Source organism: Sulfitobacter sp. CW3 (genome assembly GCF_019392245.1).
Lineage (GTDB): Bacteria > Pseudomonadota > Alphaproteobacteria > Rhodobacterales > Rhodobacteraceae > Sulfitobacter.
The window spans coordinates 1-24,937 of record NZ_JAHXRL010000012.1 but is presented as its reverse complement, the minus strand read 5'-3'; the positions used below and the strand labels follow the sequence as shown (position 1 = coordinate 24,937).

The 24,937-nt window shown below is 51.6% G+C and carries 24 protein-coding genes; 12 read left to right on the top strand and 12 right to left on the bottom strand.

Annotation, left to right across the window (positions count from 1 at the left end):
• Nucleotides 1-346 precede the first annotated feature (346 nt).
• Nucleotides 347-556: a hypothetical protein gene (locus KZZ06_RS18995; protein WP_219581584.1), complete on the top strand. Its 210-nt coding sequence runs from the start codon at nt 347-349 to the stop codon at nt 554-556.
• A 53-nt stretch (nt 557-609) separates the two neighbouring features.
• On the top strand, nt 610-1,026 hold the full coding sequence (locus KZZ06_RS18990) for a hypothetical protein (RefSeq protein ID WP_219581583.1): 417 nt from the start codon (nt 610-612) through the stop codon (nt 1,024-1,026).
• 168 nt (nt 1,027-1,194) lie between these two features.
• Here the strand turns inward: KZZ06_RS18990 and KZZ06_RS18985 are convergent, their stop codons facing one another.
• A complete protein-coding gene (locus KZZ06_RS18985; protein WP_219581582.1) occupies nt 1,195-2,103 on the bottom strand; it encodes an ArdC family protein in 909 nt (302 codons plus the stop codon).
• 566 nt (nt 2,104-2,669) lie between these two features.
• On the opposite strand from KZZ06_RS18985, the gene KZZ06_RS18980 reads away from it, so the two are divergent.
• Nucleotides 2,670-4,265 carry a hypothetical protein gene (locus KZZ06_RS18980; RefSeq protein WP_219581581.1) on the top strand — a complete coding sequence of 532 codons (1,596 nt, stop codon included), beginning with the start codon at nt 2,670-2,672 and terminating at the stop codon, nt 4,263-4,265.
• Nucleotides 4,266-4,905: 640 nt separating this feature from the next.
• On the opposite strand, the gene KZZ06_RS18975 is transcribed toward KZZ06_RS18980, so the two are convergent.
• A complete protein-coding gene (locus KZZ06_RS18975) occupies nt 4,906-5,238 on the bottom strand; it encodes a hypothetical protein (protein WP_219581641.1) in 333 nt (110 codons plus the stop codon).
• Between the two features lie 270 nt (nt 5,239-5,508).
• Between KZZ06_RS18975 and KZZ06_RS18970 the strand changes: the two genes are divergently transcribed.
• The 5 genes from KZZ06_RS18970 (at nt 5,509) to KZZ06_RS18950 (ending at nt 11,631) form a co-directional block, all read left to right on the top strand.
• A complete protein-coding gene (locus KZZ06_RS18970; protein WP_219581580.1) occupies nt 5,509-5,943 on the top strand; it encodes a LexA family transcriptional regulator in 435 nt (144 codons plus the stop codon).
• The gene (locus KZZ06_RS18965) at nt 5,940-7,211 is read left to right on the top strand and encodes a Y-family DNA polymerase (protein WP_219581579.1); all 1,272 of its coding nucleotides are present in this window, start codon (nt 5,940-5,942) and stop codon (nt 7,209-7,211) included. The genes KZZ06_RS18970 and KZZ06_RS18965 overlap by 4 nt, the downstream gene beginning before the upstream one ends.
• A gap of 546 nt (nt 7,212-7,757) precedes the next feature.
• Nucleotides 7,758-8,813, top strand: a complete 1,056-nt coding sequence (locus KZZ06_RS18960) for a replication initiator protein A (RefSeq protein WP_257884480.1) — start codon at nt 7,758-7,760, stop codon at nt 8,811-8,813.
• Nucleotides 8,814-8,833: 20 nt separating this feature from the next.
• Entirely contained in the window at nt 8,834-10,174 is a 1,341-nt protein-coding gene (locus tag KZZ06_RS18955; protein WP_219581578.1) for a DUF4365 domain-containing protein, read from the top strand.
• Complete coding sequence (locus KZZ06_RS18950; RefSeq protein WP_121028163.1) at nt 10,171-11,631, top strand: hypothetical protein; 1,461 nt, start codon at nt 10,171-10,173, stop codon at nt 11,629-11,631. Before KZZ06_RS18955 ends, KZZ06_RS18950 begins: the two co-directional genes overlap by 4 nt.
• 231 nt (nt 11,632-11,862) lie before the next feature.
• Here the strand turns inward: KZZ06_RS18950 and KZZ06_RS18945 are convergent, their stop codons facing one another.
• Nucleotides 11,863-12,216, bottom strand: a complete 354-nt coding sequence (locus KZZ06_RS18945; protein WP_121028165.1) for a single-stranded DNA-binding protein — start codon at nt 12,214-12,216, stop codon at nt 11,863-11,865.
• 289 nt (nt 12,217-12,505) lie between these two features.
• Between KZZ06_RS18945 and KZZ06_RS18940 the strand changes: the two genes are divergently transcribed.
• Entirely contained in the window at nt 12,506-13,156 is a 651-nt protein-coding gene (locus KZZ06_RS18940) for a thermonuclease family protein (RefSeq protein WP_219581577.1), read from the top strand.
• A gap of 261 nt (nt 13,157-13,417) precedes the next feature.
• Here the strand turns inward: KZZ06_RS18940 and KZZ06_RS18935 are convergent, their stop codons facing one another.
• The 7 genes from KZZ06_RS18935 to KZZ06_RS18905 form a co-directional block, all read right to left on the bottom strand.
• Nucleotides 13,418-13,789 carry a hypothetical protein gene (locus KZZ06_RS18935; RefSeq protein WP_219581576.1) on the bottom strand — a complete coding sequence of 124 codons (372 nt, stop codon included), beginning with the start codon at nt 13,787-13,789 and terminating at the stop codon, nt 13,418-13,420.
• Nucleotides 13,790-13,930: 141 nt separating this feature from the next.
• Entirely contained in the window at nt 13,931-14,218 is a 288-nt protein-coding gene (gene nadS / locus KZZ06_RS18930; protein ID WP_219581575.1) for a NadS family protein, read from the bottom strand.
• Complete coding sequence (locus tag KZZ06_RS18925; RefSeq protein ID WP_121028175.1) at nt 14,215-14,604, bottom strand: type II toxin-antitoxin system RelE/ParE family toxin; 390 nt, start codon at nt 14,602-14,604, stop codon at nt 14,215-14,217. Before KZZ06_RS18925 ends, nadS begins: the two co-directional genes overlap by 4 nt.
• Before the next feature lie 135 nt (nt 14,605-14,739).
• Nucleotides 14,740-15,015 carry a hypothetical protein gene (locus tag KZZ06_RS18920; protein ID WP_219581574.1) on the bottom strand — a complete coding sequence of 92 codons (276 nt, stop codon included), beginning with the start codon at nt 15,013-15,015 and terminating at the stop codon, nt 14,740-14,742.
• 11 nt (nt 15,016-15,026) lie between these two features.
• Nucleotides 15,027-15,611, bottom strand: a complete 585-nt coding sequence (locus KZZ06_RS18915) for a DUF882 domain-containing protein (RefSeq protein WP_219581573.1) — start codon at nt 15,609-15,611, stop codon at nt 15,027-15,029.
• Between the two features lie 119 nt (nt 15,612-15,730).
• On the bottom strand, nt 15,731-17,569 hold the full coding sequence (locus KZZ06_RS18910; protein ID WP_219581572.1) for a ParB/RepB/Spo0J family partition protein: 1,839 nt from the start codon (nt 17,567-17,569) through the stop codon (nt 15,731-15,733).
• A gap of 61 nt (nt 17,570-17,630) precedes the next feature.
• On the bottom strand, nt 17,631-18,029 hold the full coding sequence (locus KZZ06_RS18905) for a DUF3768 domain-containing protein (RefSeq protein ID WP_257884479.1): 399 nt from the start codon (nt 18,027-18,029) through the stop codon (nt 17,631-17,633).
• A 434-nt stretch (nt 18,030-18,463) separates the two neighbouring features.
• On the opposite strand from KZZ06_RS18905, the gene KZZ06_RS18900 reads away from it, so the two are divergent.
• Nucleotides 18,464-18,895 (top strand): hypothetical protein, encoded by a 432-nt coding sequence (locus tag KZZ06_RS18900; protein ID WP_219581571.1) that lies wholly within the window; start codon nt 18,464-18,466, stop codon nt 18,893-18,895.
• A gap of 680 nt (nt 18,896-19,575) precedes the next feature.
• Here KZZ06_RS18900 and repC read toward each other — a convergent pair.
• Both repC and KZZ06_RS18890 read right to left on the bottom strand, forming a co-directional pair.
• Complete coding sequence (gene repC / locus KZZ06_RS18895) at nt 19,576-20,814, bottom strand: replication initiation protein RepC (protein WP_219581570.1); 1,239 nt, start codon at nt 20,812-20,814, stop codon at nt 19,576-19,578.
• 606 nt (nt 20,815-21,420) lie between these two features.
• On the bottom strand, nt 21,421-22,179 hold the full coding sequence (locus tag KZZ06_RS18890; RefSeq protein ID WP_219581569.1) for a hypothetical protein: 759 nt from the start codon (nt 22,177-22,179) through the stop codon (nt 21,421-21,423).
• A 350-nt stretch (nt 22,180-22,529) separates the two neighbouring features.
• Between KZZ06_RS18890 and KZZ06_RS18885 the strand changes: the two genes are divergently transcribed.
• Both KZZ06_RS18885 and KZZ06_RS18880 read left to right on the top strand, forming a co-directional pair.
• A complete protein-coding gene (locus KZZ06_RS18885; RefSeq protein WP_219581568.1) occupies nt 22,530-24,623 on the top strand; it encodes an AAA family ATPase in 2,094 nt (697 codons plus the stop codon).
• Between the two features lie 140 nt (nt 24,624-24,763).
• On the top strand, nt 24,764-24,937 hold a 174-nt coding region (locus tag KZZ06_RS18880), incomplete at its 3' end, for an adenine-specific methyltransferase EcoRI family protein (protein WP_368858724.1).

The window sequence follows — 24,937 nt, the reverse complement described above, 5'->3', positions numbered from 1 at the left end:
CCCCTGAAGCAAAATAGACAGGACCGTGTCCTCGCTACGCTGCGGGCCGCACCAACCCTGTCGATTTGGCTTCACCCCCATCCTCTCAAGCTCCGCGCATACTCAGGGAAAGCAGTCGCTTGCCCTTCCTCAATGGTTTTCAGATCACGCCGGGAAAGTGCTGTTTTCAGTCAATGCAAAGGGAAAACCATGCCACGCAAAAAGAGACTTCATGCAGAACCTATCAAACGAATTTTAGACCGGAAAACGCGGGTGGTTGTAGGCTGGCTCTACAGATGGAACACCGGCGCTGAGGTGCCAATGTGGAAAGACGGCAAACGAACGGACGTGATCTATGAGGAATGGAATGTTGCGTCTCAAAGCAGAGGACGCGGTGCATAATCTTGGCACCGTTCACTCTGATGATGAGGCGACGTTGCGGGCGTTCGGATCGGCCTACATGAATGATCCTAAAACAATCGGATCACTGACACTTTATCGCTCAACTGGCGATGTGATTGCCACCTATGATGTTTGGACAAATGAGTGGAAAGAGGCCGGTGCGATCAACGCGTGATCTTGGGTTTGCAAACTGAAAGTGTTAGACTGTCTTCGCTAAGGAGGCAGTCTATGCGTATCATCACACCCCTAGTCTTTAGTGCTACACTCGCGGCAGTTCCGTTTTCAGTTTTAGCATGGGAACATGAAATGGAGCGGGGTGTGGACCTCTACCAAACGGCTGATCCTGTCATGGTGCTTTCCCTCGTTTGTGACCCCAATTCAGTTTACGGCACAACCGTCAGCGCTGTGATGGTCGGCGTTGGCTCTGACTTGGAAATGAACGCGGTTGCGACTTTCCGTTTTCCCGATCTCATAACAATCCAAGCAAGGCTTGATTATGGTCGCATCTCAAAATCCACAAACGAAGGTGGCGCGTGGGAACCACTGTTGGCGGGATTTAGGTCGCATAGCACCGTAGAAATTTCCGTTGATGATGTCTCGCATACTGTCCGCCTCGGTGATCCGATGCCGTTTAGCTGCATCTGATCTGGCCCAAAGGGCCAGGGCGCGTAGCGCAAGGCGGGGCAGGGGGCGGGCGCAGCTCGTCCACTGCCGCGTCACCAATACCCCCATAGCAAAAAACCCCCACCTAATCAGGCAGGGGCACTAGACATAGAAAAATTCTTTGGCTGAATTGCGGGGTAGGGGGCTTCCTTACGCTGCCGCCTGCTCTTGGGATTTTGTGACCTCGGCGGCATCCATGATAAAATCAACCGCTTTTTGCGCCTCTGACGCTGCTTTGAAAATCAAACCTTTGTCGTTTTTCAGGGCTTCAAGCCATCCCTCAACATAGGCCGCGCTTTGGTCAAAATCTGGCTCGATCCCAAGTTTGACACCAAGGATGCAAGCGCCGATTTCGGCAACCAGTTCTTCAAACGCATAAGCTTTGCGGTCGTTGAATTTGCCAAGACGGTCCAGCCGCTTCATGCTGCCTGTCCAGTGGGTCAATTCATGGCCTAAAACACCAAAATATCGGGCAGCATCAAAGAAGGTGGCTATCGGCGGCATGTGAATCTGATCTGTTGACGGGCGATAATATGCGCGGGGTTCGCAGCTGGTCACAATATCGGCTCCGGTACTGGCGAAAAACGCTTCAAGCTCTGGGTCTGTTTCAGTTCCAAGATCGCGGGGCGGATCGGGCAAAACGTAAAACTCGGCTGGCAAGCCTTCGATCTGGTCGGCGTTAAATACGTTGTTGCATTTTGCAAACGGGATGCGGGTTTTGCCTTCGCCTGTTTCGGCTGCGCTTTCGGTCTGGTCGCCTTCCTTCTCGAACGTGCCATAAAAGACAGAACGGGCGCATTTTGATCCCTTTTTGACGCTACCACCAAGGTCAACCGCCTGTTTGAAAGTCATCCACCGCTCTGATGAAAAATCGCTGATGTGTGCCGATGCCCAAAGCATCAAGATATTAACGCCGCGATATGGTTCGCCGTTATGACGCAAGGGCAGGGCTGCGCTACCTGCGCCACCTGTCCACGGCTTACGCCAAGGCGGGGTGCCTGCTTCAATCTGCGCGATGATTGTGTCTGTGACGTGCTGGTGAATATCAATCTTAGCCATGATCTGAATTTCCTTTGTGGTGGCACATTTGAGGCTTCGCGCCCCTTAATTGTGCGGGTTTTTGACCAAAGCCCTAAAAGGGCGTCGGCTCTAAAACTTGCCACGTGGCGAACGCGGTGGGGGGCGAGACAAGATAAACTGATAGGGTTGGTGCGGCCCGCAGCGTAGCGAGGACACGGCCCTGTCTGTTTGTCTTGTCCGAGGGGGGAGGCCGCGCCTCCACCCTGACGCGACGCAGTGGCGTTCGGCTTGCCCGAACCCCAAGTAGCCAATGAAAACTCAGGGTGTTGAACGTCAGATATGTTTGACCTTCACGTCATAAACTGACTCAAATTCAGAAAACTGGTAAAGCCAACCGTCGCGCAGATCGCGGCACAGGTCGCAAAAAAGTCGAGAGTTCCCGATGCTGCGGTCCGGCTAAACAGGTAACAAGCGCGCCTTGCTGCCTATAATCATTGAAGGGGCGACCTTTTGCGAACCCCTGCGACAGAGTCGGGCGCTGCGATGCGGCTTCACCAGACTAACCATCTGCGATAGGTTATCCCGTACCCGACTGAAAAGACTACTTGGAGCGCGTAAAATTGGATCATGGAAACCAGAAAAAGCCTCCGTTATCAGCACGGGCGGCAAGCGCGACCGGACGTTCAGCGCTATTTTTGGCTAAGGTCGCTGGGAAAGCTGGTTGGGCAATCGCCAAGCCTGTGGGGCGGCAGACAGGCAAGCTCGCCGCAAAAGGGGGTAAAGCAGTCAAAGATCACGCGGCTGTTAAATTCGCGGAATTTGAACTGAGACATACCAAATATACGCCGGAGAACTTCTTTGAAAAAGGAGCGATCTCGCTAGAAGATCTCGTTGATGCGCTGTTGATTGAAAAACGCGGCACGTCGGCAAGGATTGTTACAGCGCTTTCTGGGAAATTAGCTGCGGCAGGGACGACAGCAGGTCTATTTTCCATCGCATCTATTCTTGGAACGGCCAGTACGGAAACGGCCATCTCTTCACTTTCAGGGGCGGCTTTCAACAGTGCCGCATTGGCTTGGATTGGTGGAGGTGTTGTAACTGGCGGTTGGATTGTCTTGGGCGTAGCCGCCGCTGGAGGAGCAGTCGCATATTTTGGGTCTCGCAAGCTTGTTGGAAAATGGACCGGAGTAAGGCGCAAGAAAAAGTCTTTGGATGCGCAAGAAATGCGCTTTGTCGAAACGTGTTTGATGTTGGCAACGGCCTTTCGGGAACGGGCCAATCAAAACGCCGTTTTGGTTCCTCTCACTGCTGAAACCCTGCAGCAGAACTTAAAACATGACCTCCTCGAACAGTTGGATGTCTGCATCGCCAAAGTCAGAGACTGGCCAGACCTTCCGCTGATGCGCCTTGAAGATCGCAAGGTAGATCTGGTCGAATTATTCGACGCCTTACCAACGGCTCAAATTCAAAAGCCGTCAGTGGGAAGAAAATCCACAGCCGCTGCTCCTGTCGTTACAGGTGTCGTATCCGCCACGATATTGAAATTGATGTCGGACACCTTGCCTTCATTTACGGAAGATGAGGAGTTGGTCCTTCAGGCACTACGTCGATCGAACAACAGCCTTGCTGATGCCAGTGAAATTGAGCTGTCTGAATACGTGCAAGCCCTATCCGTTGAGCAAATTTCTGGTCTCAAAAACAACATAAAGGGAATCTACCACGAACTCGCGTTTCAGCGGCAAGAGAACCTGGATGGCGACGCGTACATCGTCGAGCTTTTCGACGACACGAACCATGCTGGCGCAGATGTCCGGATTATCAATGTTGAGACCGGCGAGGTTTCCGAGGTTCAACTCAAGGCGACGAATTACGCGTCTTATGTGCGTGAACACAACGAAAAATACGAAAACATCGAAGTGCTCGTGACCAGTGAGGTCGCTGACTCTTCGCCAGATTTGTCTTCCTCTGAGTTCAGCAATGCTGACCTTACAGCTGATACGTCCTCGGCGTTACACAAGCTCGGGCAAGGGGCCGACGCGGACATTGTAAACAGTATGGGCGTCGCTGCGATGGTGACACTTGCGGTCAATGCCAAGTCCATGTTGAAGGGTGACGCTCTTTCAACAGAAGCGAAACAAAAAATCATTCAGGACGGAGTGGTCGCTGCAAGCGTTGCTGGAATGGTGCAGCTTATTATCTAGCAGAAAAATTGCTCTACTGTATTTACGATGCAATAGGAACTTTCCGCCCTCGCTGTTGATCAGTGATGCCGCGATGCCCTGCTTGCGGTCAGTGGGGCAGCCGCAGCAAAATGGCGCTATGTTCCGCACTTCACACTTTGGCTCGGACTACGATGTGTGTCCGGATTGGGTTAGAAAAGCTTGACGATTGGGTCAATATTGCCTGACGCGGATCATTGATGGGATTTAGAAAGCCCGAGCCATCGAGTCAAAGGTGCGCGACGTTTCACATAGGGCCAAGGGCTCGTTGGGCAGGGGGTTATCGAGTGCCGGTTAGGGCGGCTACGACCGCCTGAATCCCAAACCCCAGCATTCCCGAAAACGAAGACACCACACATCGAAGTGTCGGGATTGTCGGTAACGCGGCCTGCACAAGGCGAAGCGAACGACCGTCACCCGCAGGGCAGATCGCCGTGGCCCAGGACGAGCATGAGACAAAGGAAGTGGGGCGGCTCGGAGAGACTGCCCGACGACTATTGGATCAGCTCGCATCGGGGCGCGGTGTTCTGGTGGAAGCCACTTGCGGCTGGAACTGGGGCGCGGTGCCCTGCCCAGAGGGCGGGGCATGGGCCATCAAGATCAATCCTGAGTCTGTTCTGCTTTAGGTATTCATTGGAAGGCTTACGAAATCACCTTCAATCATTGGAAATGTGACTTTCGTAAAACCACAATCTTTCAAGAACGAAACGATGCCCGTCACCGTCTTGAACTCGCGGACGGAAATTTGTCCTACAAGCCGTGACCGGGCAGTCACCAGCATTTGTGAAGACCCGTCTGGATGATGAGCCTCCATCGTCCAAAGCCCGTACCAAACTGACGCCTTACGTGTTGGCGACTGACAACATTTGATCATCAGAGTCGAACCTGTTTCAAGGCGTTGTTTTAATGCGACTTCCGTTAACACGTTGGGCGTCGTGATTGATGTTTCGGGCAAGATGCAATCCATTATAAAGCAGACAGTAATACGTTATTGTATCAAATCTCATCCCATCGACAAGATGCAAAGGGGCTATCTGCCCCCGCGCCGATGGCGCTCCCCCGAGGATTTTCGGGGGAAGATGAACGGGAAAAATCAAATGACTGACCGAAAATCCTATGTGATCAACGCAATCAAGCTGCAACGTCAAGTGTAAGCAACCTTGACAGGCTGGTACAATTCAGCGGAAAGAAGAAAAGAACAATACAAGAACATAGGGGATGTTGGATGCCTGTTTTTCCGGTGGAAACACCTGTCGTTGCAAATGGTATGCCCCTTCGTTTGGTCACAACACCAGCGAGTGCAGGGTTTCCATCCCCTGCTGGGGATGATTTGGAAGACGAAATAGACCCCATTTCATGGGTCGTTCGGCACCCGTCATCGACGTTTTGGTGGCGTGTCGAGGGTGATTGCCTTTGGGACGCTGGAATCCGTGACGGTGATCTGATCGCCGTTGATCGCGCTGGAAAGCGCAGGATCGGACGGGCGGTCCTTGCCGTTGTTGAAGGGGCAGTGACTGCCAAAATCCTGCGTAAACGGGATGGACGGTATTTTCTGGCCCCGGCAAATGGCCGCGAAAAATTCCCTGATATTGAGCTGACCGAGGATAGCGAGATTTGGGGTGTCATTGCAGGTGTGGTGCGGCGGTATGATCTGGAATGAAGCGACCTATCGCAATTTCCGATAGCGCCAATTTCTACGTCTCTGCCGAAAGGATCTTTGACCCGGCGTTGAAAAACGTGCCGGTGATAGTCTTGTCTAACAATGACGGGTGTGCGGTCGCTCGATCCGATGAAGCGAAGGCGCTAGGGATCAAGATGGGCGAACCGCTGCATCTGTTGCGCGACAAGATCAAAGCGCATGGCGTGAAGGTCTTTAGCTCGAACTATACGCTCTATGGCGACATTAGCCGTCGCGTGGTCGAGGTTTACGAAGACTTCACGCCCAATGTGGAAATTTACTCAATAGATGAATGTTTCTTGGACTTTGGCGGGTTCAAGGATCGCACCGAACATGCCCGCGCGATGCGGCGCGAGGTATTGAAGCGCATCGGCGTGCCAGTGCGCGTCGGGATCGCGCCGACAAAGACGTTGGCGAAGTGCGCGAATGACATTGCAAAGAAGAATCCGATATTCGCTGGGGTTCTGGATATGATGGACGACACATTGGCCGATTGGCTTCTGCCAATGGTGCCTGTTGGCGACATTTGGGGGATTGGGCGCAAAACTGACGCAAAACTGCGTCAGCTCGGTATCCGAACAGCGTCAGACCTTCGCGCCATGCCGTTAAGGCAGGCGCGGGCGGTCGGGACAGTGGTGTTGGAGCGCACGGTTCTGGAACTGCAAGGCGAGCCTTGTCTTGCTTTCGATGATGTAGAACCGCAGCGCAAAGGCATGGCTGTCACCCGCTCGGCGGGTCAGCCTATGACGGATTTCGACACGGTGTTTCAGGCAGTGTCGGCGCATGTGACCCGCGCAGCGGAAAAACTGCGCCAGCATGGGCTCGTCGCGGGAACGCTGACCGTATTTTTCCACACCAATCGGCATCGCCAGGACCGGCCCCAATATTCGGGCAGTCGGTCAACGCGGATCATGCCAATGTCCTCCGATACATTCGAGCTGGTGCGGGCGGCGCGGCGATGTGCAGACGCCGCCTGGCCGAAAGGGCAGGCGGCAAAATACGGGTTCACCAAAGCAGGTGTAATGCTCGATGATCTACTGCCCATCGAGGACCGCCCGCGAACGCTCTTTGATGCGCCACGCAGCAAAGACAGCGACGCGATGCGGGCGCTCGATCTGATCAATGATCGGTTTGGGAAAAAGACGATGGTGTTGGCGAGTGAGGGTATGAAGCGGCCTTGGCAGCTCAGGGCGGATCATCGAAGCCCGCGCTACACAACGCGGCTGTCAGACCTACCGATTGTCCGGTGACAAAGGCAAAGCCCATCGTGGGTTGGAAGGATGAAATAGCAGCAACAGGACAATGCGTGCATTGTGTTTTTGCGCCAGTGGCAACAACGGCGAAAAACTATCCTCAAGACCAATCGTGTGATCATTGCGGGTGAATGTGGTGAGGTATTGCCTAAGGTTATCTTCGTGGACACGGTAGCCTTTGTTGGCCCAATGGACTGCTATGTTCTTCGGGCATTCTGAAAACGGTGTGTGTTATATATGTGTTAATATATGGGTTACGTTCTAAAAAATTGGGATTCAGCTTTTATTATCAAACCCTTGCAAAATAGGTGGTGGGTGATAAGCCACTAAATGGTGGGTGATAGGCCAGCATTTGGTGTGTCACAAGCCAGTGCCTTGCTTCTAAAGAGAAACTGGTTCTCTCATGCCTTGAGGTGGGTGATAAGCCAGCAAAAATTGACAAAAAGGTGGGTGATAAGCCAATGGATTGACTTGGTGGGCGATAAGCCACTAGTGTGTGATAAGCCAGTGAAGTATAGAATCGGTGGGTGATAGGCCAGTGCAATGATGACGGTGGGTGATAAGCCAGTGAAGCGGTTAGCAAACCCGCTACTCCCAGACCGGTTCCAACAACCGGATCTGTTTATTTGTGACATCTTCGATGCCGCGCCTAAGAGCGACATGGCTGGTATGGAACACCCTGTATTTTCGATTTCCAAGAAGCCGGATCATCAAACCCGTCGCTATGAAAATGGCAACAATTACATCGAAATTTCACCCTCAACAAAGGGACTGGCGACAGTCTTTGATCGCGACATACTGATCTTCTGCATCTCGCAATTGATCGCAGCTTTGAATGATAAAAAAGAAATTTCAAAAACCGTCAGCTTCAAAGTCAGCGACTATATTGTTGCAACGGGTAAGCCTGCGGGTGGTAGCGCATATGGTCGGGCTGAAGATGCTTTGGAACGGTTGCGTGGAACGTCCATCAAAACAAACATCCATACTGGTGAAGAGCGACAGTGGCAGGTCTTTGGTCTTGTAGAAAGCGCAAAGACGATACGGCGCGACAATGACGGCGTGCTTCAAGAAGTACAGGTGACGCTGTCGGATTGGGTGTTCAATGCGATTCAAGCCAAAGAGGTTTTGACTATCAGCCGGGACTATTTCCGACTGAAAAAACCCCTTGAGCGCAGGATGTATGAAATCGCGCGCAAACACTGCGGAAAGTCTTCCGAGTGGCGGATTGGGCTTGAAAAGTTGCGGTTGAAGTGCGGCTCACACTCTTCGGCCAAGGAGTTCAAGCGCCTGATCAGCAACATCATCGCCGACAGTGACCAGCACGACCATTTCCCCGATTATGACCCCGCTCTTGAAGGCAACATCGTTGTGTTTCGCAGCAAGGGAACCGTCCCTATGCCCGTCGTCGAGATGTACGAGGGTAGGCTCGATCCTGAGGCGTATCACGATGCGCGCACTGCTGCCCCTGGCTGGGATATTCGAATGCTCGAGCAGGAATGGCGGGCATGGTGCGGCAAGGAAGAAATCGAGCCCAAGCATCCGACGCGTCATTTTATCAAGTTTTGCCAAAGCTGGTTCGAAAAGCGCGGCAGGCCGTAGCTAGGCAAGATTGGACCACGATGGCAAAGCAAATTACGAATAGCCAGCTTATTGGCGAGATCGGGGAGGTCGCGGCGAAGGGACGATTCCTCAACATGGGTTTCCAGTTTGACGGGCGGGGGCGACTAGAAGCAGGCATTGATGGTCTCGCCGAGGTCATGGTGGATGGTGTTCCACTTGCACAGATGATCGGGGTGCAGGTTAAGGCCACAGACATTGGCAAGTATGCCAATGAAGATGAGGACGGTTTTACGTATCTGTTAAGAACAGTCGACCTCGAATACTGGCGCATATCAAACATCCCGATAATCTTGGTGCTCTACCGTCGCTCGGACGAAAGCTTCTATTGGAAGGAAATCCCGCGCGATTTTAGCGTTGAGCAACGAAAACTGCGCTTCAACAAGGCGAATGATGTGCTCAACATAGACGCTGCGGATGCGATCGCGCAGCTCACCGTCCCAAAGACAGGGCATGGGTATTACGTCCCCCCGCTGGGGGGAGGCGAAGAAGCACTGGTCAACATGCTTCCTATCGAGCTACCGGATGAAATCTATGTGGCGTCAACCCCGTATTCTGCAAGCCAAGCGATGGCGATCTTATTTGATCGGGACGAGGAGCCTCGATTTGATTGGTCAATCAAGGGGCGCACGTTTTGGTCATTCCACGACCCACGAAAGGAATGCACGCGCCACATCATCGATGAAGATCAGGTAGATGTCATCGATACCGCGGACATTGCACTGCATGAAGACCGCGACGAGCAGAACAATTTCGCGTTCTTGTTAAAGCAACTGATGCGGCACCAGTTTAGAGATGACCTTGGATGGTTTAAGGAGACCAAGATCTTCTATTTCCTCGCTCAGGCGGAAAATACGTCACGCAGCTTCAAGTATCTGGCGACGAAGAACCGCACAGAAACCGATGTTGTGAAAGCTTCCGAGAATAAGAAAGAGCCTGGTCAAATCTCATTTGTTCGCCATCACGCATTCACGCCGCGTTTTGAGCTGATGCTTGACCAATGGTATCTGATACTTAGTCCGACATACCACTTCACGAACAATGGATTTTCGCCGCACTCTTACCCAAGCGCATTGCTGGCGGGGAAAAAACGCCTCGACAACAACGCCTCTCTACGCGGGCAGGTTATTATGTGGCACCGGTTCTTGTCTGGAAGTGAAGCCGGGGATCGAGACCTCTTCGCGCCCGAACCAAGCACCGCAAAAGTGCTAAAATTTGGACCTCCACCGAGCGTGGAACTACCTACGACGGTGCCTGAAAAGGCTTGGAGTTCACCAAAGCCAATTGTTGTCGATGATGACGACGATGCAGAAGAGAGCAAACAAGAAGGGTTGGGCCTGTGACAGGTTTCAAAGGAAAGATCTTCGACGAGCCTCTGCTGGAGTTTGGCGACAAACACAGTCATGCTGACCCGCGTCTTGGTTTACGTGAGGCGGGGCCGCTTCAAACGCATCTTGGTGAAGTGATCAAGGTCGGTGTTGTTGGAAGTTCCAAAACTGTCGAAGATGCAAAAGCCTTCATGGCCGCCGCGACAGAAGGTTTTGACGGCGCGTCGGAAAAACACCCAAATCTCCACCCAGACTTCCCCGGATTGCAGAACCAGAATCCGTTTCGCTGTAACTTTGAGATTGAAGAGGGGGGTACGGAGACCCTTCCAAAATCTCTCATGGACAAGATTTCTAAAGAACCAGACCATGCACGGGCTGTGGAAATGGCGGTCGATGCTGTGTGCGAACGACTTCAAGTTCTTGAGGATAGCGGAAACCGGCCGGATGTGGCAATGATAGCATTACCCGTTCAACTGATTGAACGAGTTTGGGGCGCAAAAGTTGAAGCCCGTGGAACCAGAGAAAAAGATGACAGCGGCGGTTCGGATGCGCCAAATTTTCGTGGCTTGTTGAAAGCGCGAGCGATGGATCTGAGTTTTGCTATCCAAATCGTTTGGGAAGATGTTTTGGATGAAAAAGCAAAAATTCCGCGAAAGATCAAAGAGTCCTCCGACCGCAAAATCCAAGACGTCGCAAGCCGAACTTGGAACCTGTTGACGACGCTATACTACAAAGGCAGTGGGCGTGTTCCGTGGCGTCGCCTGCCTCAAGACGGGGAGTATAAAGCTTGTTTCATCGGGATCAGTTTTTACAGAGACGTTGAAGGCCAACAGCTCTGGACCAGTGCTGCTCAGATGTTTGATGAGCGTGGAAAAGGGTTCATTTTGAAGGGTGGACGTGCGCAGACAGAAACGCGCGGTCGCCATCCTTATATGACCCAAGAAGACGCATACGAATTGGTCAAGAACGTCCTCGAAGCCTATCGAGCGCACCACAAGCACTATCCGGCGAGGGTCATCATCATGAAGACTTCTCGATTCCGAGATGAGGAAGCTGATGGGTTCTTGGAGGCGCTGGATGAACAGGGCACGGAGCTTCGCGACCTCGTTTGGGTCCAAGAGCATTACGCGGCAAAAATTCTTCGCGATGGAGACTACCCCGTTTTGCGAGGCACATTCATTGACCTGGATGGCAAAGGATTGCTCTATACAAACGGGAGCATTCCTTACTACGGGACGTATCCAGGGTTGTATGTCCCAAACCCGCTCTTCCTGTGCCCCCACAAAAGTAGCGAGAGCACAATTGCCGAAATTGCGCGTGAAGTGTTCTCTCTCACCAAGATCAACTGGAATTCTACGCAGATGAACCAAAAACTACCGATTCCGATACGCGCGTCTCGTAAGGTTGGTGAGGTGTTGAAGTACCTTCCCGAAGGCCAAACGGTCAGCAGTGACTACAGAAAATATATTTGATGGCAAGATGAAGTGATAACCTTCTCCGGGCCCATTGATAGGATTCAGAAAACCCGCTGCATCGAGTCAAAGGTGCGCGACGTTCCACACCAAAGCGTTGAAGGTCACGTCAAAAACTGATGTTATTACTGAAAACCAAATGTGACACGTGTCGCCTGTCCGATTGGAAAAACCTCTTGGGTTTTTATGACCGGAAAGGAACCTTTGCGGGCCGTGAGGCCCGCCGAAGGCTTAGGAGCCTTCTTGCTGTTTCGCGACGCGGCGGCGTTCGTCTTGGCTGGCGTTGTCGAAATCGTCTGCTGCCAGCGTCATGCCGTACTCGGTGCCTCCTGAGCTGTTTTCCCAGCTTGTTTGGCGAAGCGTGCCGCGAGCGTGAACCAAATCGCCGGGGAGCGTATTGTCTTTCACCCACTTAATGACGTTCTCGTTGAAGATCGTCACTTCGTTCCAGTAGGCGTTTGCTTGAAAGTCGCCTCGGTCGTCTTTGCGGCCATACTCGGCTGCGATGCTGACGCGAAGTGTGCTGCCGACTGTCTTGATTTTGCCTACGCGGCCCATGATCTGAAATTCTGCAAAGGTTCTCATTGTGGTGTCTCCTTGGTGAAGTTGTTTCGATAAAAAACGGTCAAGCGTGTATTCGATGCGATCAAACCAAAAAGCGGAGGGTCCGAACGATATTATAATATTGTATAATATTCTAATTCGGGTGGAAACCGTTTTTTTGATTGAAGGGGAGGGCGTTAGCCTGAGCCGGTCGCTAAGAGAAGACTAAGTGATGGTCCGTTTGAGAAACAACGCCAAGGGGACACGCGAGAACTGACGCGCTCAGTTTTTAGAGGGCCGGATAGGATCAAGACTGTTGGCAAGCAGGGTCATGCTCAAGCTGCCGTGGATAGCAAATACGACTGAGGTGCGCGCAAACGCGGACCGTAGTGAGGATCTTCCTGCAGAACAGAAATTGGTGAAAGAACGCTTCACGATTGGTTCTCGATTATGGCATGATTTGCCAAAGGGAAAACACGGGTGGTCCGTGGGCATGATGGGACGACTGACAGTGGCAACGGCACACGAACCTACGGGGATTCACGCACAAGGCAACACGCGGTCAATCTCGCGGCCCGCCCGTGCCTCGATGTGGTTTCTTACGGGTTTGATGGCCGTTGTTGTCCTTCTGGCTGGGCCGGTCAAAGCAGAAAGAGTGCAGCCGTCATCAATCTACGTTGTCGATGGCGATACTATCCGGTTCGCAGGCGATAGTTGGCGTTTGGTTGGGCTGGACACGCCAGAGACCTACAGACCGCAGTGCGATTACGAACTAGCCCTTGGACAAGCTGCGACGGCAAGACTTCGCGAGCTGGTCATGTCGGGACGCGGCGTTGATCTGGTCGCGCTGCCCGGGCGCGATCGGTACAACAGAGGTTTAGCGAGGCTTTTCATAGGTGGGGAAAATATTGCAGATATTTTGACCAGCGAAGGTTTGGCACGACGATACGATGGAAGCCGACGACAAAGCTGGTGTGGGTGACGCGATAGCGTTTCTGCGCGAAGAGCGCGGGCCCGTTGTCACAGGGCATCGCCCTGGGGCGGCGGGCAGAATAGGGGATTAGCTGCGCACGGTGCCTATGAGGCCACTAACAACAGCCATTAGGCCAGCGTAGAACGTAAACATCAGCCAGATCAAAACAAAGAACAGCCCCGTGTTCCCTATCAGGCTAGGTTCGGCATCAAAGTCGAAAAATCACTTGGGCCATGTGATACTGAACCTGTTCAAGCATTGCGCTTGCCCCTAGTCATCAAGATTATCGAGCCGCTTGAGTGCATCCGAACGCCAGTTATCAGGCCAAAACCGCACGAGTTCGTCAACCGCATTTGCGTCAAGGTTTTTGCTCGATGTCGATACCAGTTCAAGGCCCAACAAACCTTCAGGATCGGTCAGCTCACCAGCGGCTTCGGCATAATCGTGATCCATATCCTCTGTTAGGAAATCCTCGCCAGTCGTTCTAATCTCCGTTCCATCATCATCCCGTGAAAAAAACGTCCTATCGGAGTGGATCAATCTCGAAACACTGACCATTTTACGCGCTTGTGCCTTCGACATCATGAAAGTCTTGGTGACTTCAACAAATACGAAATCATCATCTTTTGGGGCGTCTTTCATTGGAACCTCTCTCCACGTTTTAAGACCACGAAACCGCCAGTATGCAATCCGACCAGACCGAACCCGCCATCAATGGCTGTCGCCAACCAAAATTCATCTGGGCGCACTGTGCGCAGCCACATTTAGCGGCCTTCCCAAACCTCATCCAGCCGCAAGAGTTTTGGCAACACCTTCGGGATTACGGTCAATAATCGAAAGAAGGACAACCGCTGCACGATCTGGTGAGCGCCGTTCTTGCTCCCAATCTCTGACGGTGCCGACAGGCAAACAAAAGCGCTCGGCGAATGCGACCTGTGACAGCTTTAGACGTTTGCGGATCGCAGCCACATCAACAGTTTCCGGCACAAACACGCCAGCGGGTTCAGCTTCGCCTTTGGCAATTGCCAGCGCTTCGTTTGCGCTTTGGATCAGTTCTTCTCCAAAATTCATTTGTTTTTCCACTTCTTGCTCTGGCCCAGTTGGGCCGTTACTTTCTTCACGTTCGCTCGGTATGCGTCCGCAAGCGAGGGCAGTATCTTCGCCAGTTCATTCTTCTCGGCGTCGGTAAGGTTTGCTTTCGCTCCCTTCCCGTACACGGCAAGCAGGAATATAGGCACATCATCACCGCCAAAATAATGTATCGTCCGATACCCACCGCTCTTGCCACCACCACGACCAGCATGGCGTAGTTTACGCGCCCCGCCAGTTCGGGCCATAAGATCACCAGCAACCGGATTATCAGCCAAAGTATTCACAATTGCATCCATGTCCGCCTCGGACAGTCCGTGGCGCTTGGCTTGAGTTAGAAAAGTGGCTGTCCAGATTACAGTGTGCATACCACAACATACGGCAATGCCGTAATTGGGTCAAGTGGGAAATACGGCATTGCCGTATGAAAAAGGCCCCGCCGAAGCGGGACCAGTTGAATCCTCACCACAAGGAAACTCGCGGGCCTCGCGGCCCAAAATCTTTCATTCGCCGCCGCCACTACTTAGCGCTGCCACATCAAGGCCAAGATCATCGGCTTGGGCGGTCGTTAGGCATTGGGCTGGACCATCTTCGGACATTGGAACAATCACGATGACGCCGCCGCTCTCAATGCAAAGTTCTTTGGCGAGTGTCATCACGGGTTCAAAGAATTGGTCGCGGTGCTGCTTCACCGCAATAGAATAAGTCACCACGACGATCATTGCGGCGCAAAGGATCACACCTCCGCTCAACAGCAACGTTTCAGATTTCTCAGTCATTGTCCTTCCTCTCATCCTGTCCAACGCCGCCCTGCTGGGCCAACGTCGATATGTGTAAAATCCGCGTACCGGCCCAAGCCGTGTATTCCGTAAGATTCAGCGTAGCCAACAACCAACGGCGGGCTGACACCTACAATATTGAAGTCACATGCCCTGCCTGCAACGTGTTGAGAATTTCGGGCAGCGTTCGGAATGGTCGCATTCCGTCTCGCCGTGCGAAAACCAGAGTTGATCAAGATCGCCTTGGGTTGACCAAAATCCAGCGACATGCGCGTCTGGATCAGAGCCAAGTCAACAAACAACAGAGGATCAATTTGTCTCTGGGCATCTGCATCGCGCCAGTCACGCCACAGCCAATTCAGACGTTGAAGATTACTTGCATCGTATCGCTGACCGTTTCTGAGCCTGACGGCCAAACTGTCGCCGTCAGTGTTCGCGACCAGGAGCCGATCAAAGCCAATATCAGACCAAGGGGTATCTTGCGCCGCGCAAATTGCTGGCGCTGCTAGCAACATCGTCGCCATGCTGACGGTCTTTAGAAAATGCCTCTTGGTTTGCATTGTCATATCCTCATGCGGAAAAATCGGCGGGTTCAACTGTGTAGCGCCCCCTCAACAATATTACAATATTGTCTCACAGGCGCTAAAATGGTTTTCCACTCTAATCAATGAAAGTGACGGGGAGGGCAGGGCGCTTGTGCGCCCCGCCCAACACATCAAACCATACCTTCGGGCAACCAAGCTGCGATGCGCGCATCTTGCGTCTCTGTAACGCCAAGGGCCTTACGTGTTGCCTCGTCGCCAAACAGCTTTTCCAACTTTGCGGCCTTCTCGCCCTTTTTCAAAATCGCGAACGATTTGGCTGCGTCGTGGTTCTCGGACAGGTCCAATAGGTCGTTCCACAACTCGATCATGTAGGGACCACCAACCCGCATGAAAAAGTTCTCTGCTGTTGGTGTGAAGTGATCCCGTGTGACCTTCTTGGTTTTCTGGTCGATCATGTCTGCAAGATCAGCGTCCGAAATTGATAGCTGTCCGATAATTTTCCGCACCAACATATCCATGCACTTCTTATGCCCGCGTTTGCGGAACGCTGCGAAGTCCTCGGCCTCGTTGCCTTTGCTCTCAATCGGATCGGGCAGGGTCAATCGCTTATCTTGGGCATATCCTGTCTCCGTCTCTGGCACATTAGACAGGTAGGGCAGGGACAGGTCATAGGCGTGAATGCGGCGGTATCCCTGCGATTGCGTCAATTGGTAGGCCAATAGATCAAGGGCAAGCGTCGGGTCGTCCAGTAGGGCGTTTTGACGTGCGCCTACAACCACACGGGTAAGGTCTTCTTGCAATTTGGCAGAAATCGGTGACTTCTTCGCTGTCTCTTTGTGGGCGGATTTTTTCAACACACCCGCCTCAATCGCGGCGGCTTGATCCTCAACGCGCACAAGTCCTTCGATTAATTCAACCCGTCCGTTAAAGTCCACATACATGATCATGCCTGCATGGGTCATTTGCTCGTCTGTGAACACGCCTTTGACCTTCGCCTTCAACTCCGCATATTCAGCGATGCCAGCATCATCGCAAGCGTCACCCTCAACCAATTCGCTCAATTCGTTGAAGCGGTCATTTTCTTCCTCGGTCAAAACGCCTTCGACCTTGTAGAGCCGCGCCAGCTTCATCCGCTCAATGGTGTCGTAATAGACGCCATCGTCCATCAACGCTTCGCCCCATTTCCAACCGTTGTGTTCTGCAAGCTGCACCGCCGTATCCGCTAGTTTCGCTTCAAAACAATCCTGCAAAATAGTCGGATCATCAAAGATCGTTTCATTTTCGAACAGGTCGCCACCGATGCGACCCCCTGCGGCTTTATATTCCTCACCTCCCACGAAAACCGCGCGACGGTCAGTGCCTTTTACATGGTCGGGTTTCAACGCTTCCTTGATTTGGTGATCGGACATAGCCCCCCAGCCTTTGGTGCCACGGGATTTAACGACCTCCAACACTTCAAGGGTCAGCTTTGCATCATTGCTGATCGTGAACGCCTTAGCTTGGGACAGGCTGATTTCGGTGGCTTTCAATGCGTCCAGAACTGCGTCGTCAAGGCCAGCAAGAGCCAAACGGCGATACACTTTTTTCTCCGTCACACCGTAGGCCACTGCAATCTGACATGCGTTCATGCCTGTTTTTGACAAGGTGCCATAGTCACGAATTTCATCGGCGGGGTGCAAGTCTTGGCGCTGCGCGTTTTCACTGGTCGCCCATAATTTCGCGGTGTCTTCGTCGGCTGCAAGCTGCACCTGCACGTTCTGAAAGCGTGGATCGTCCTGCAACAGCGCAAGGGCGCGGTAACGCCGCCCACCAGCAACAACGCCAACCCCCTCGGTCCCATCGTGACGGAACCCTGCAAGGTTGTGGATTAAGCCAGCAATTTTGATGTTCTCGGCAAGGGATGCGATTTCATCATCTGAAACCACTGTGCGGGGGTTAAAGGGGGAAACGTATAGATCAGCAAAGGCAACGGTTTCTGTGATCTGCGGGATTGTTGTTTGATCGGTCATTTTTCTATCCTTGATGTGGTGATGAATTGAGGGGAACGCCCTGCATGGGCGCTCCTGATTTTCAGTAGTCAGAGGGGAAAAGGATGGTCATAACCCGCTTGGTTTGGTCCAAGTCTGTCGGGTCTTCTGCACCATATTCGAGGTTCAAATCGTAAAGATCGATCTTGAACCAGATGGTTTTTGTATCGTCGGCAATGGTGATTTCCACTGCCCCAAAGCTGTGATCGCCGTATGGGTCATTATCTTCGGTGAAGTCGTCAAAGTGCTGGATCGCCTGCATCATCCGCGCCATCCACGCGGGGCTAAGTGCTGCAACGGCCTGCGTCATGACAATCTGGCCGGATATTGTAAAATCCGCCCCCCAAGTATGGCGAAAGCGGTCATTATGTTCCGCAATCGTCTTTGCTCGCTCGGCTGCGGTGTAGTCTTCTTCTGGAATTGAAAGCTGTTCAAAAGCCATTTTATCGGTTCCTTTGTGGTGCCATCGTCTGAGACTTTGTGCCTCTTAATGGTGCTGGTTTTGAGCAAAGCCCTAAAAGGGCGTCGTCTCTAAAACCTGCCATGTGGCCGAACAGGGTCGGGGAATTTGGAACGGAAAATCGACAAGGTAGGTGCGGGCAGAAGGCGTAGCCGACAACTCGGCCTTGTCTATTTTCTGTGGAAAAAGGGGCAGGAACAGGCCCCATTCTTTCTGCCCGAAGCGGCGTTCGGCTTGACCGAACCCCAAGGGATGCACCATGCAATCGTGACCCGCAGGGCAGATCGGCGCTGCCCAGGGCGAGCATGACCAAAGGAGGGGGTACGGCTCGGAGAGACGGGCGACTGACTATTGGATCAGCTCGTATCGGGACGTGATGTTCTGGTGAAGCCGCGTGCCGGCTGAATTAGTGCGCGGTGACACGGCCAAAGGCCGGGTCAGGGGCCCAACACCACTACACCCGCAAATCAAACCAGACGTTCGAACTTAGTGAAAATAATGAGGGTAACAAATCAGATCAAATTCTTAATATTTTCGCTGCCATTGGATCTTCAACCACTGGCGCCATTGCGCAGACAGATGAGGAAAATGACTGCGATCTAGCTGTTGCCGCCATACTAAATCTTGCACAAACAATCCTGAGCACCCAAGAAACCCTGCTACAAATCTCCATCGATAAGCGCATTTTTTTGACACTCTTTAAAGCTGCCACCACCCCTGAAGAACTTGAACCACTGGCGCGTTCTGATGTGACCATCGAAGAGGCCGAACGTATCGACACGCAGGTTATGGCTGCTGGCATTCAGGCAATGCGTCGAATGTGTCCCACCGCTTTCCAGAAAAACTAAGAACAAGATGGGGCTGTCTGCCCCCGCGCCGATGGCGCTCCCCCGAGGATTTTTGAGGGAAGATGAATGATGAAAAGAGCGTCTATTCTAGTCCACCAAAGCCAAAGACCGAGGCATAATATTATTGTTCTAAAAACAATATTGTATTATTGTTTGTTATTGCGGGCCTAGCAGGGATGCGACGGTTCGTGGAAGGTGAAAAAAACTCCGGTTGGATTTACCGAAAGGGCCGGAACCGCAAGGTTTCGGTCCTTTTGTGTTTATGTAGGAAGCAAACGAAATTCGTATTGATACTGGTGCTGTTCAACCTTGAGTCTGGTTCCAAATTCACCGAGCGGCGGTCAAAGGATCGACGGTCTGAGCTGAAAGGCAAGGTAGGCGGGGGATTGAACGTGTTTCACACCTAGTCGATACCAAACGCATATTTCACTGAACAACTTGTTTTGAGAAGACTCCAGCGACGGCTTTTTGACCGCGGTGATCGGCGCGGAACTGAGTGGTTCCGGTTGCGAAAAAAGGAAACCATGTCTGACGTGGTTGATCAGATTCATAAAGCGGCCTGTTGCATTAGGTTGGTGTCCAAGATGAAATTGTCGTGGCCGTCAGGCCAAGACTTTGTGGTCTACAAGAGCGCGGATCCCGGCCGGTAGTTAGTGCTGGGAGGATTGGCACATTCTGTCCTATTCTTCCCGCAAACGCGCATCCAAACCTTTCAAACTAGCGATGATATTCAGTGTTCCGTCGCGAGCTGCGTTGTTCATGCCGCGTAGGTATCCACCAGGGCATTTGACGGGGAGTTGTGGATGGTATCGGTTTGCGTCCGTGATGATTAGGGCGAGGATCGCATCGTCTTTCCCCATGAGATCGCAAGCATCGTTCCAAGCTGATTGGTTGATACCCAATTCTCGCAACATCTGAATCGCTGCACATGATACGTCATGCTCGGTCGGTTGCCGCCCTTGAGCGTGAGCATCGATGTAGAACTTCATTTCAGGTGAGCAGAGGCCATAAAGGATCGGTCCTGATAGCTTTAGGCGAATTTCGCCCTTGCGGTACTCGGCTGACCCTTCATTCTCATTTTCTCCGCAATCTTTCGAGCCGGTAGGCTCGGAACATGAATCCTTAGTGTGTGTGGGCTTGCCCGCACTCTTTTTATCAACGCTTGCGTTACAGACATAGTTAAGTTCTTGGGTTGTATCTTGTATATAGGGGGTAGCATCTGTGCCGCTCTGGTGTTGCATATTCTCTGACTCTTGCAAGATCATCAACACATTCTGGGTCAAGTTATCTGCCTCAAGAACATGCTGGCGAAGTTCGTCCATATCCATGCGGCGAAGCAATCGCGCGTCAGGCCAATCCTCATACTCTAACATGTAGTCTTCGACCTTCTGATTGGTGATCTGCATGTCAGCAAGATCGTTCAACGCAGCCTTCAAATGACCCTTGTGAATGCTTCGCGTGTTGCACAGTAGGTTGCGCTCTACCTGTAGAGCCTCTTGCTGATGCTTGTGGCCCAACATGGCAGGGACCAAGGCAATGGCATTTGAGAAAAAGATGCCACAGCCAGCAAAACCGGACCTGCCGCCGTGCGCCATCGTGCGTTTCTCGATAAGACCCAATGCCACAAGCCGCTTTTCGTGCCGGTTGATTGTATAGCGGGATTTGCTGCGACGAGCTGCCACCTCGCCCTGACGACGCCAACAGCATGGTTCACGGTCGGGCTTCTTCCAGTCACTAGGCCGGGGATCTTCCGCCATGCGAACGAAAGTGGAAATTTCTGCATCCGTCAGATTGAACAATGTCGGTGCGGTGTTCTCGAACAGCCGTATGAAGCCGTCCCGTTCCATGCCTTCGGGCAGGGTCGGATACCCTTGGGTGTCTAGATCGTCGTGCGCTCTTAGAGCGGAAATGTTGTTCATTTTTCTATCCTTGCTCGATTTTAAGCAAGACGGCTGCGGGCAAATTTTCATCGTTCGCACAAATGCGTTTTTTGTTGCCAGCTTGGAGAGGGAGTGATAAAACCGAGATCAACAGCTTTTGTGATCTACTAAAGAATTGGCGTTCTTTGGTTTCAGAACCCCCCCGTTAGGTTTCCGCCTTGCGGGGGTTTCTACTTTTTAGGGCTGGTTTCTCCTTCCGATTCTCTTGTTTCAGGCGCTGTCAGAATACAGGGTATTGGGCTTTCGGCCATAGTACCTACTGTATGCTGCGCCTTGGGCTAACTCTTGTGGTTGATGAAAGGGTTAGGCCAAGATGCAGATATAGCGGACGCACAGATGCGTTTTTTGCTTGATTGCTATGTTGGTGGGGTGTTAGAACCGGACTTGAAAAATTGAGTAGCCATTCGGGACGCCAATCCCTTGGTTCTAAACCCCCCGTACAGGTTAACCCCTCTGCGGGGGTTTCTCGTTGTACGGTGGGAACTGCTCCTCTACCTGTTGATTCTTATTATTTATGACGACAGGCATACAACGTCTGGGTGCCTGTCGCAATTATAGTATCGTGCACTCGGCGTCATACCACGCCTAGTAGTTGACCTGCTCAAACCCGTAATTGCCCTCATAGTCGCGCCAATCCACAAAAACCGACCGATGAAAGATCGACGGGCAGTTACTTGGATAGTTCTCAAGACCCGTATGAGCCGCAGGCAGCGAGCGGTAATCGCTTGATCCCGCCCAACTGAAATCGCCTTGCGTCCCATATGTCCCAACGCGCATCGAAAATGAGTGGTTGCAGTCACCATCTTGGCCGCTCTCATGCTGTCTGGCGTATGTGACGTTGTAAACGCGGATCGAACGGACGAAATTGAACTCTGCACCGCTTATGTCGATGTCTGCACCGCCATCTTGGACGAGCTGCATGGCAAAGCCATCTGGAAGCGGGTTGGCAGACCCGCCGCTGCGTCGGACAACGGCGGGTTGCGCCATAAGCGAAGTATCCGTGAGTGGGACGCTTGGGTACGACTGGACAGGTGCATCGTTCATGTCCAAGAGAATTTCATAGATGCGATCCGCTGTTAGAGTGTCAGGATCGACCGTGTAAGCTGCGCCCATCGGGCAACGCCAAATTTGCAATGGTGGCTCAACAGGCCAAGGTGTGATCCTGCGGATGAACTCTGCGCGGGCGCGGGCACATGGCACCGATGCAGGCCAACCACCTGACAAGCAAAGCAGAATAGCGCAATCTATCTGATACGTCTGGGCTTGCACGCGTTCCGGTGCCGCTGTGATGCCGACTGCGGCTGATACCATAGCCAGTACGCTTGAGTGGAGAATGTTTGTCATGCGACACTCCTTCGATTGTGAGATATTATAACTACGTGGACCTGTTATAATATTGTTTAATCGAAGTTAGGGTGCTAAATCAAGTGTTGGCTTCAATAGAGATGTCCTGTTTTGTTGAACGTCAGATGACTTTGACCTTTGCGTCAACAACTGACCCAAACATCAAAAACCTTTAACAACCGCTTTGGTTTTGAACGGGGTTTAGCCCTTGACGGTTGTTATGCGCTTTCAGCCTCTGAAACATCAGTCGAAAACAACTCACTGGTGAGAAAAGAGGTTGGATCGTACATTCTATGATGTGACAACGGCGCGAGCCATGTAAGGCTGATCATAAGCAACTTGAGGGCAGCATGGCAGACTATCAAATAACTATCAAAAACTGCAATAGTATCGACAGCGCTGAAATACTTCTCAAAGAAGGCAGTCTGAATATAAAGTATGGGCCGAACGGTATTGGTAAGAGCACCATTGCCAAAGCAATTGTGAGCCAGGCCCGGGATGATGGGACTCTGTCCGTTCTGATGCCGTTTAAAAACCGTGGTAAGGCTGGAGCAGCACAGCCGAGCGTTGATGGCATTCAAGGCATTGGGTCCGCTTTAGTATTTGATGAAGCATACGTTAACCAGTTTGCGTTCCAACAAGATGAAGTTGTCAAAAACAGCTTCGATATCTTCATCAAGACACCTGATTATGATGCAGCAATGCAAAAAATTGAAGATCTCTTTGCTGGGATCAAGAAAGCGTTTGCTGACAGTCCTGAGATTGAGCAAACGACAAAGGATCTTAAAGACCTGCGTGACGCTTTCGGTACAGCCAATAAAGATGGCTCAATTTCCAAATCTAGCAAAGTTCTCAAGGCGTTTGGTTCAGGCAACAAGATCGACAATATGCCAGATGCGTTAAAGCCGTTTGAAACATTCATAAAGAGCCAAAATCCTTCAAAATGGATTGGCTGGCAGATCAAAGGTAACGAATTCCTAAAGCTTGGTGATACTTGCCCATACTGTTCAACCGCGCTCCCCGCCGAACAGCAGAAAGAGACCGCATTGGCCGTCGCTAAAGAATATGACGCGACAGCTATTGGCCACCTCAACACACTTCAGGCCGTTATTGAGCGTCTAGGTAAATATTTCAGTGAAGCGTGCCAAGAAAATCTGGCTAAGATTACAAAAGCAAAAATCGAGCTCACAGCACCAGAAAAGAGCTTTCTGAGTAGCCTTAAAACCGGGATTGAAGCGCTTATTGAGCAACTGGAGGGACTGCGAACAATCTCGTTCTTCTCTTTGCGAGACGTTGACGAGATTGACGTGAAAATGGAGCGGCTCAAGATTGATCTTGGAATGATTGACAAGTTGGACTCGCCAGAAACCAGAAAGGTAACTGATCCGATAAACGTACAGCTAGGAGAACTGATTAAGCAGGTTGGCACGCTCAAGGGCCACATAAACCAGCACAAAGCCAAGATAAAGAAGACCATCGAAGCCAACCAAGAGAACATCAACAGCTTCTTGAAGTCGGCAGGCTACAAGTACACCGTTGTCATCATACCGGAGCCAGATTCCTATAAAATGAAACTGGTGCACCGAGATCTTAGTGAGCACGTTGATTCAGCGGCTAATCACCTCAGTTATGGCGAGAAAAACGCCTTCGCACTTGTCCTATTCATGCATCAAGTGCTTAGTGAAAATCCTGATATTATCATTTTGGACGACCCGATATCTTCGTTTGACAAGAATAAGAAATTTGCGATTTTACATCAACTTTTTCGAGGTAAGGCCAGCCTCCGAGATCGCACAACACTTATGCTTACCCATGATATTGAACCCGCAATTGATGTAGTCAAAAGTACCGCCAGTGTGTTCAAAGGATCGCATCCATCAGCGACGTTTCTGTCCTCAAGGGAAGGTAAAGTTGCGGAGGCACAGATCGCTGGAGAAGACATTCAGACCTTTGCAAAAATATGTACCGAAATCCTTGCGACGGGTGTCGATGACATCGTGAAAGCCATATATTTAAGGCGTCATTACGAAATCCTCGATAACTTTGGGCTTGAATACAATCTTCTTGCCAGCTTGTTCAAAAAGAGGGCTGTACCTACAATTCAATCATCTGCGGAAAAGCGTGAGATGACGCTAGAAGAGAAATTCTCTGCTGAGGCCAGTATCAAAGAGCGGATAACTGGCTTTGATTATGATGGACTCGTTGGTCAGGTGAGTGATGATGTCTTGATGAAAAGCAAGTTTTTTGACACAAATATTGGTTACGAGAAAATCCAACTATTTCGCATTGTTAGAGGTAAGCACGATGATGATGTGATTACAAAATTCATCAATGAATCGTACCACATCGAAAATGAATACGTTATGCAGCTCAACCCCCATAAATTTGAAAGCGTCCCTGAGTACGTAATCGCTGAGTGTACCAAGCTTTTTGAAGCCCCATAATTACATGAGCATCAGTAGCCAACACAGCTTCTGTGCTAGCAATTTGAAGATCGAACTAGCTAACAGGGACACCTCTAAACTCGAATGTAGCGACACTAGAAATTATCATGGGATCACGAAGTGGATTTGTCTGATCTACAATGCCGGATAAAAGGAACAGAAAAATGATTGTAGAGACGCAAAACGCCAGCTTACATCGGGCGAAAGGTGCCAAGGAAGACGAGTTCTATACGCAGCGCGAAGACGTAGAACAGGAACTGAAGCACTACCGAAAACACTTCAAGGGAAAGGTCGTATATTGCAACTGCGACGAC

Bases quoted from the DNA above. Each gene is read 5' to 3' on its own strand.
- KZZ06_RS18995 (WP_219581584.1), top strand. From the start codon at position 347: ATGTTGCGTCTCAAAGCAGAGGACGCGGTGCATAATCTTGGCACCGTT.
- KZZ06_RS18990 (WP_219581583.1), top strand. From the start codon at position 610: ATGCGTATCATCACACCCCTAGTCTTTAGTGCTACACTCGCGGCAGTT.
- KZZ06_RS18985 (WP_219581582.1), bottom strand. From the start codon at position 2,103: ATGGCTAAGATTGATATTCACCAGCACGTCACAGACACAATCATCGCG.
- KZZ06_RS18970 (WP_219581580.1), top strand. From the start codon at position 5,509: ATGCCTGTTTTTCCGGTGGAAACACCTGTCGTTGCAAATGGTATGCCC.
- KZZ06_RS18965 (WP_219581579.1), top strand. From the start codon at position 5,940: ATGAAGCGACCTATCGCAATTTCCGATAGCGCCAATTTCTACGTCTCT.
- KZZ06_RS18960 (WP_257884480.1), top strand. From the start codon at position 7,758: ATGATGACGGTGGGTGATAAGCCAGTGAAGCGGTTAGCAAACCCGCTA.
- KZZ06_RS18955 (WP_219581578.1), top strand. From the start codon at position 8,834: ATGGCAAAGCAAATTACGAATAGCCAGCTTATTGGCGAGATCGGGGAG.
- KZZ06_RS18945 (WP_121028165.1), bottom strand. From the start codon at position 12,216: ATGAGAACCTTTGCAGAATTTCAGATCATGGGCCGCGTAGGCAAAATC.
- KZZ06_RS18940 (WP_219581577.1), top strand. From the start codon at position 12,506: ATGCTCAAGCTGCCGTGGATAGCAAATACGACTGAGGTGCGCGCAAAC.
- KZZ06_RS18935 (WP_219581576.1), bottom strand. From the start codon at position 13,789: ATGAAAGACGCCCCAAAAGATGATGATTTCGTATTTGTTGAAGTCACC.
- nadS (WP_219581575.1), bottom strand. From the start codon at position 14,218: ATGAATTTTGGAGAAGAACTGATCCAAAGCGCAAACGAAGCGCTGGCA.
- KZZ06_RS18925 (WP_121028175.1), bottom strand. From the start codon at position 14,604: ATGCACACTGTAATCTGGACAGCCACTTTTCTAACTCAAGCCAAGCGC.
- KZZ06_RS18920 (WP_219581574.1), bottom strand. From the start codon at position 15,015: ATGACTGAGAAATCTGAAACGTTGCTGTTGAGCGGAGGTGTGATCCTT.
- KZZ06_RS18910 (WP_219581572.1), bottom strand. From the start codon at position 17,569: ATGACCGATCAAACAACAATCCCGCAGATCACAGAAACCGTTGCCTTT.
- KZZ06_RS18905 (WP_257884479.1), bottom strand. From the start codon at position 18,029: ATGGCTTTTGAACAGCTTTCAATTCCAGAAGAAGACTACACCGCAGCC.
- repC (WP_219581570.1), bottom strand. From the start codon at position 20,814: ATGAACAACATTTCCGCTCTAAGAGCGCACGACGATCTAGACACCCAA.
- KZZ06_RS18890 (WP_219581569.1), bottom strand. From the start codon at position 22,179: ATGACAAACATTCTCCACTCAAGCGTACTGGCTATGGTATCAGCCGCA.
- KZZ06_RS18885 (WP_219581568.1), top strand. From the start codon at position 22,530: ATGGCAGACTATCAAATAACTATCAAAAACTGCAATAGTATCGACAGC.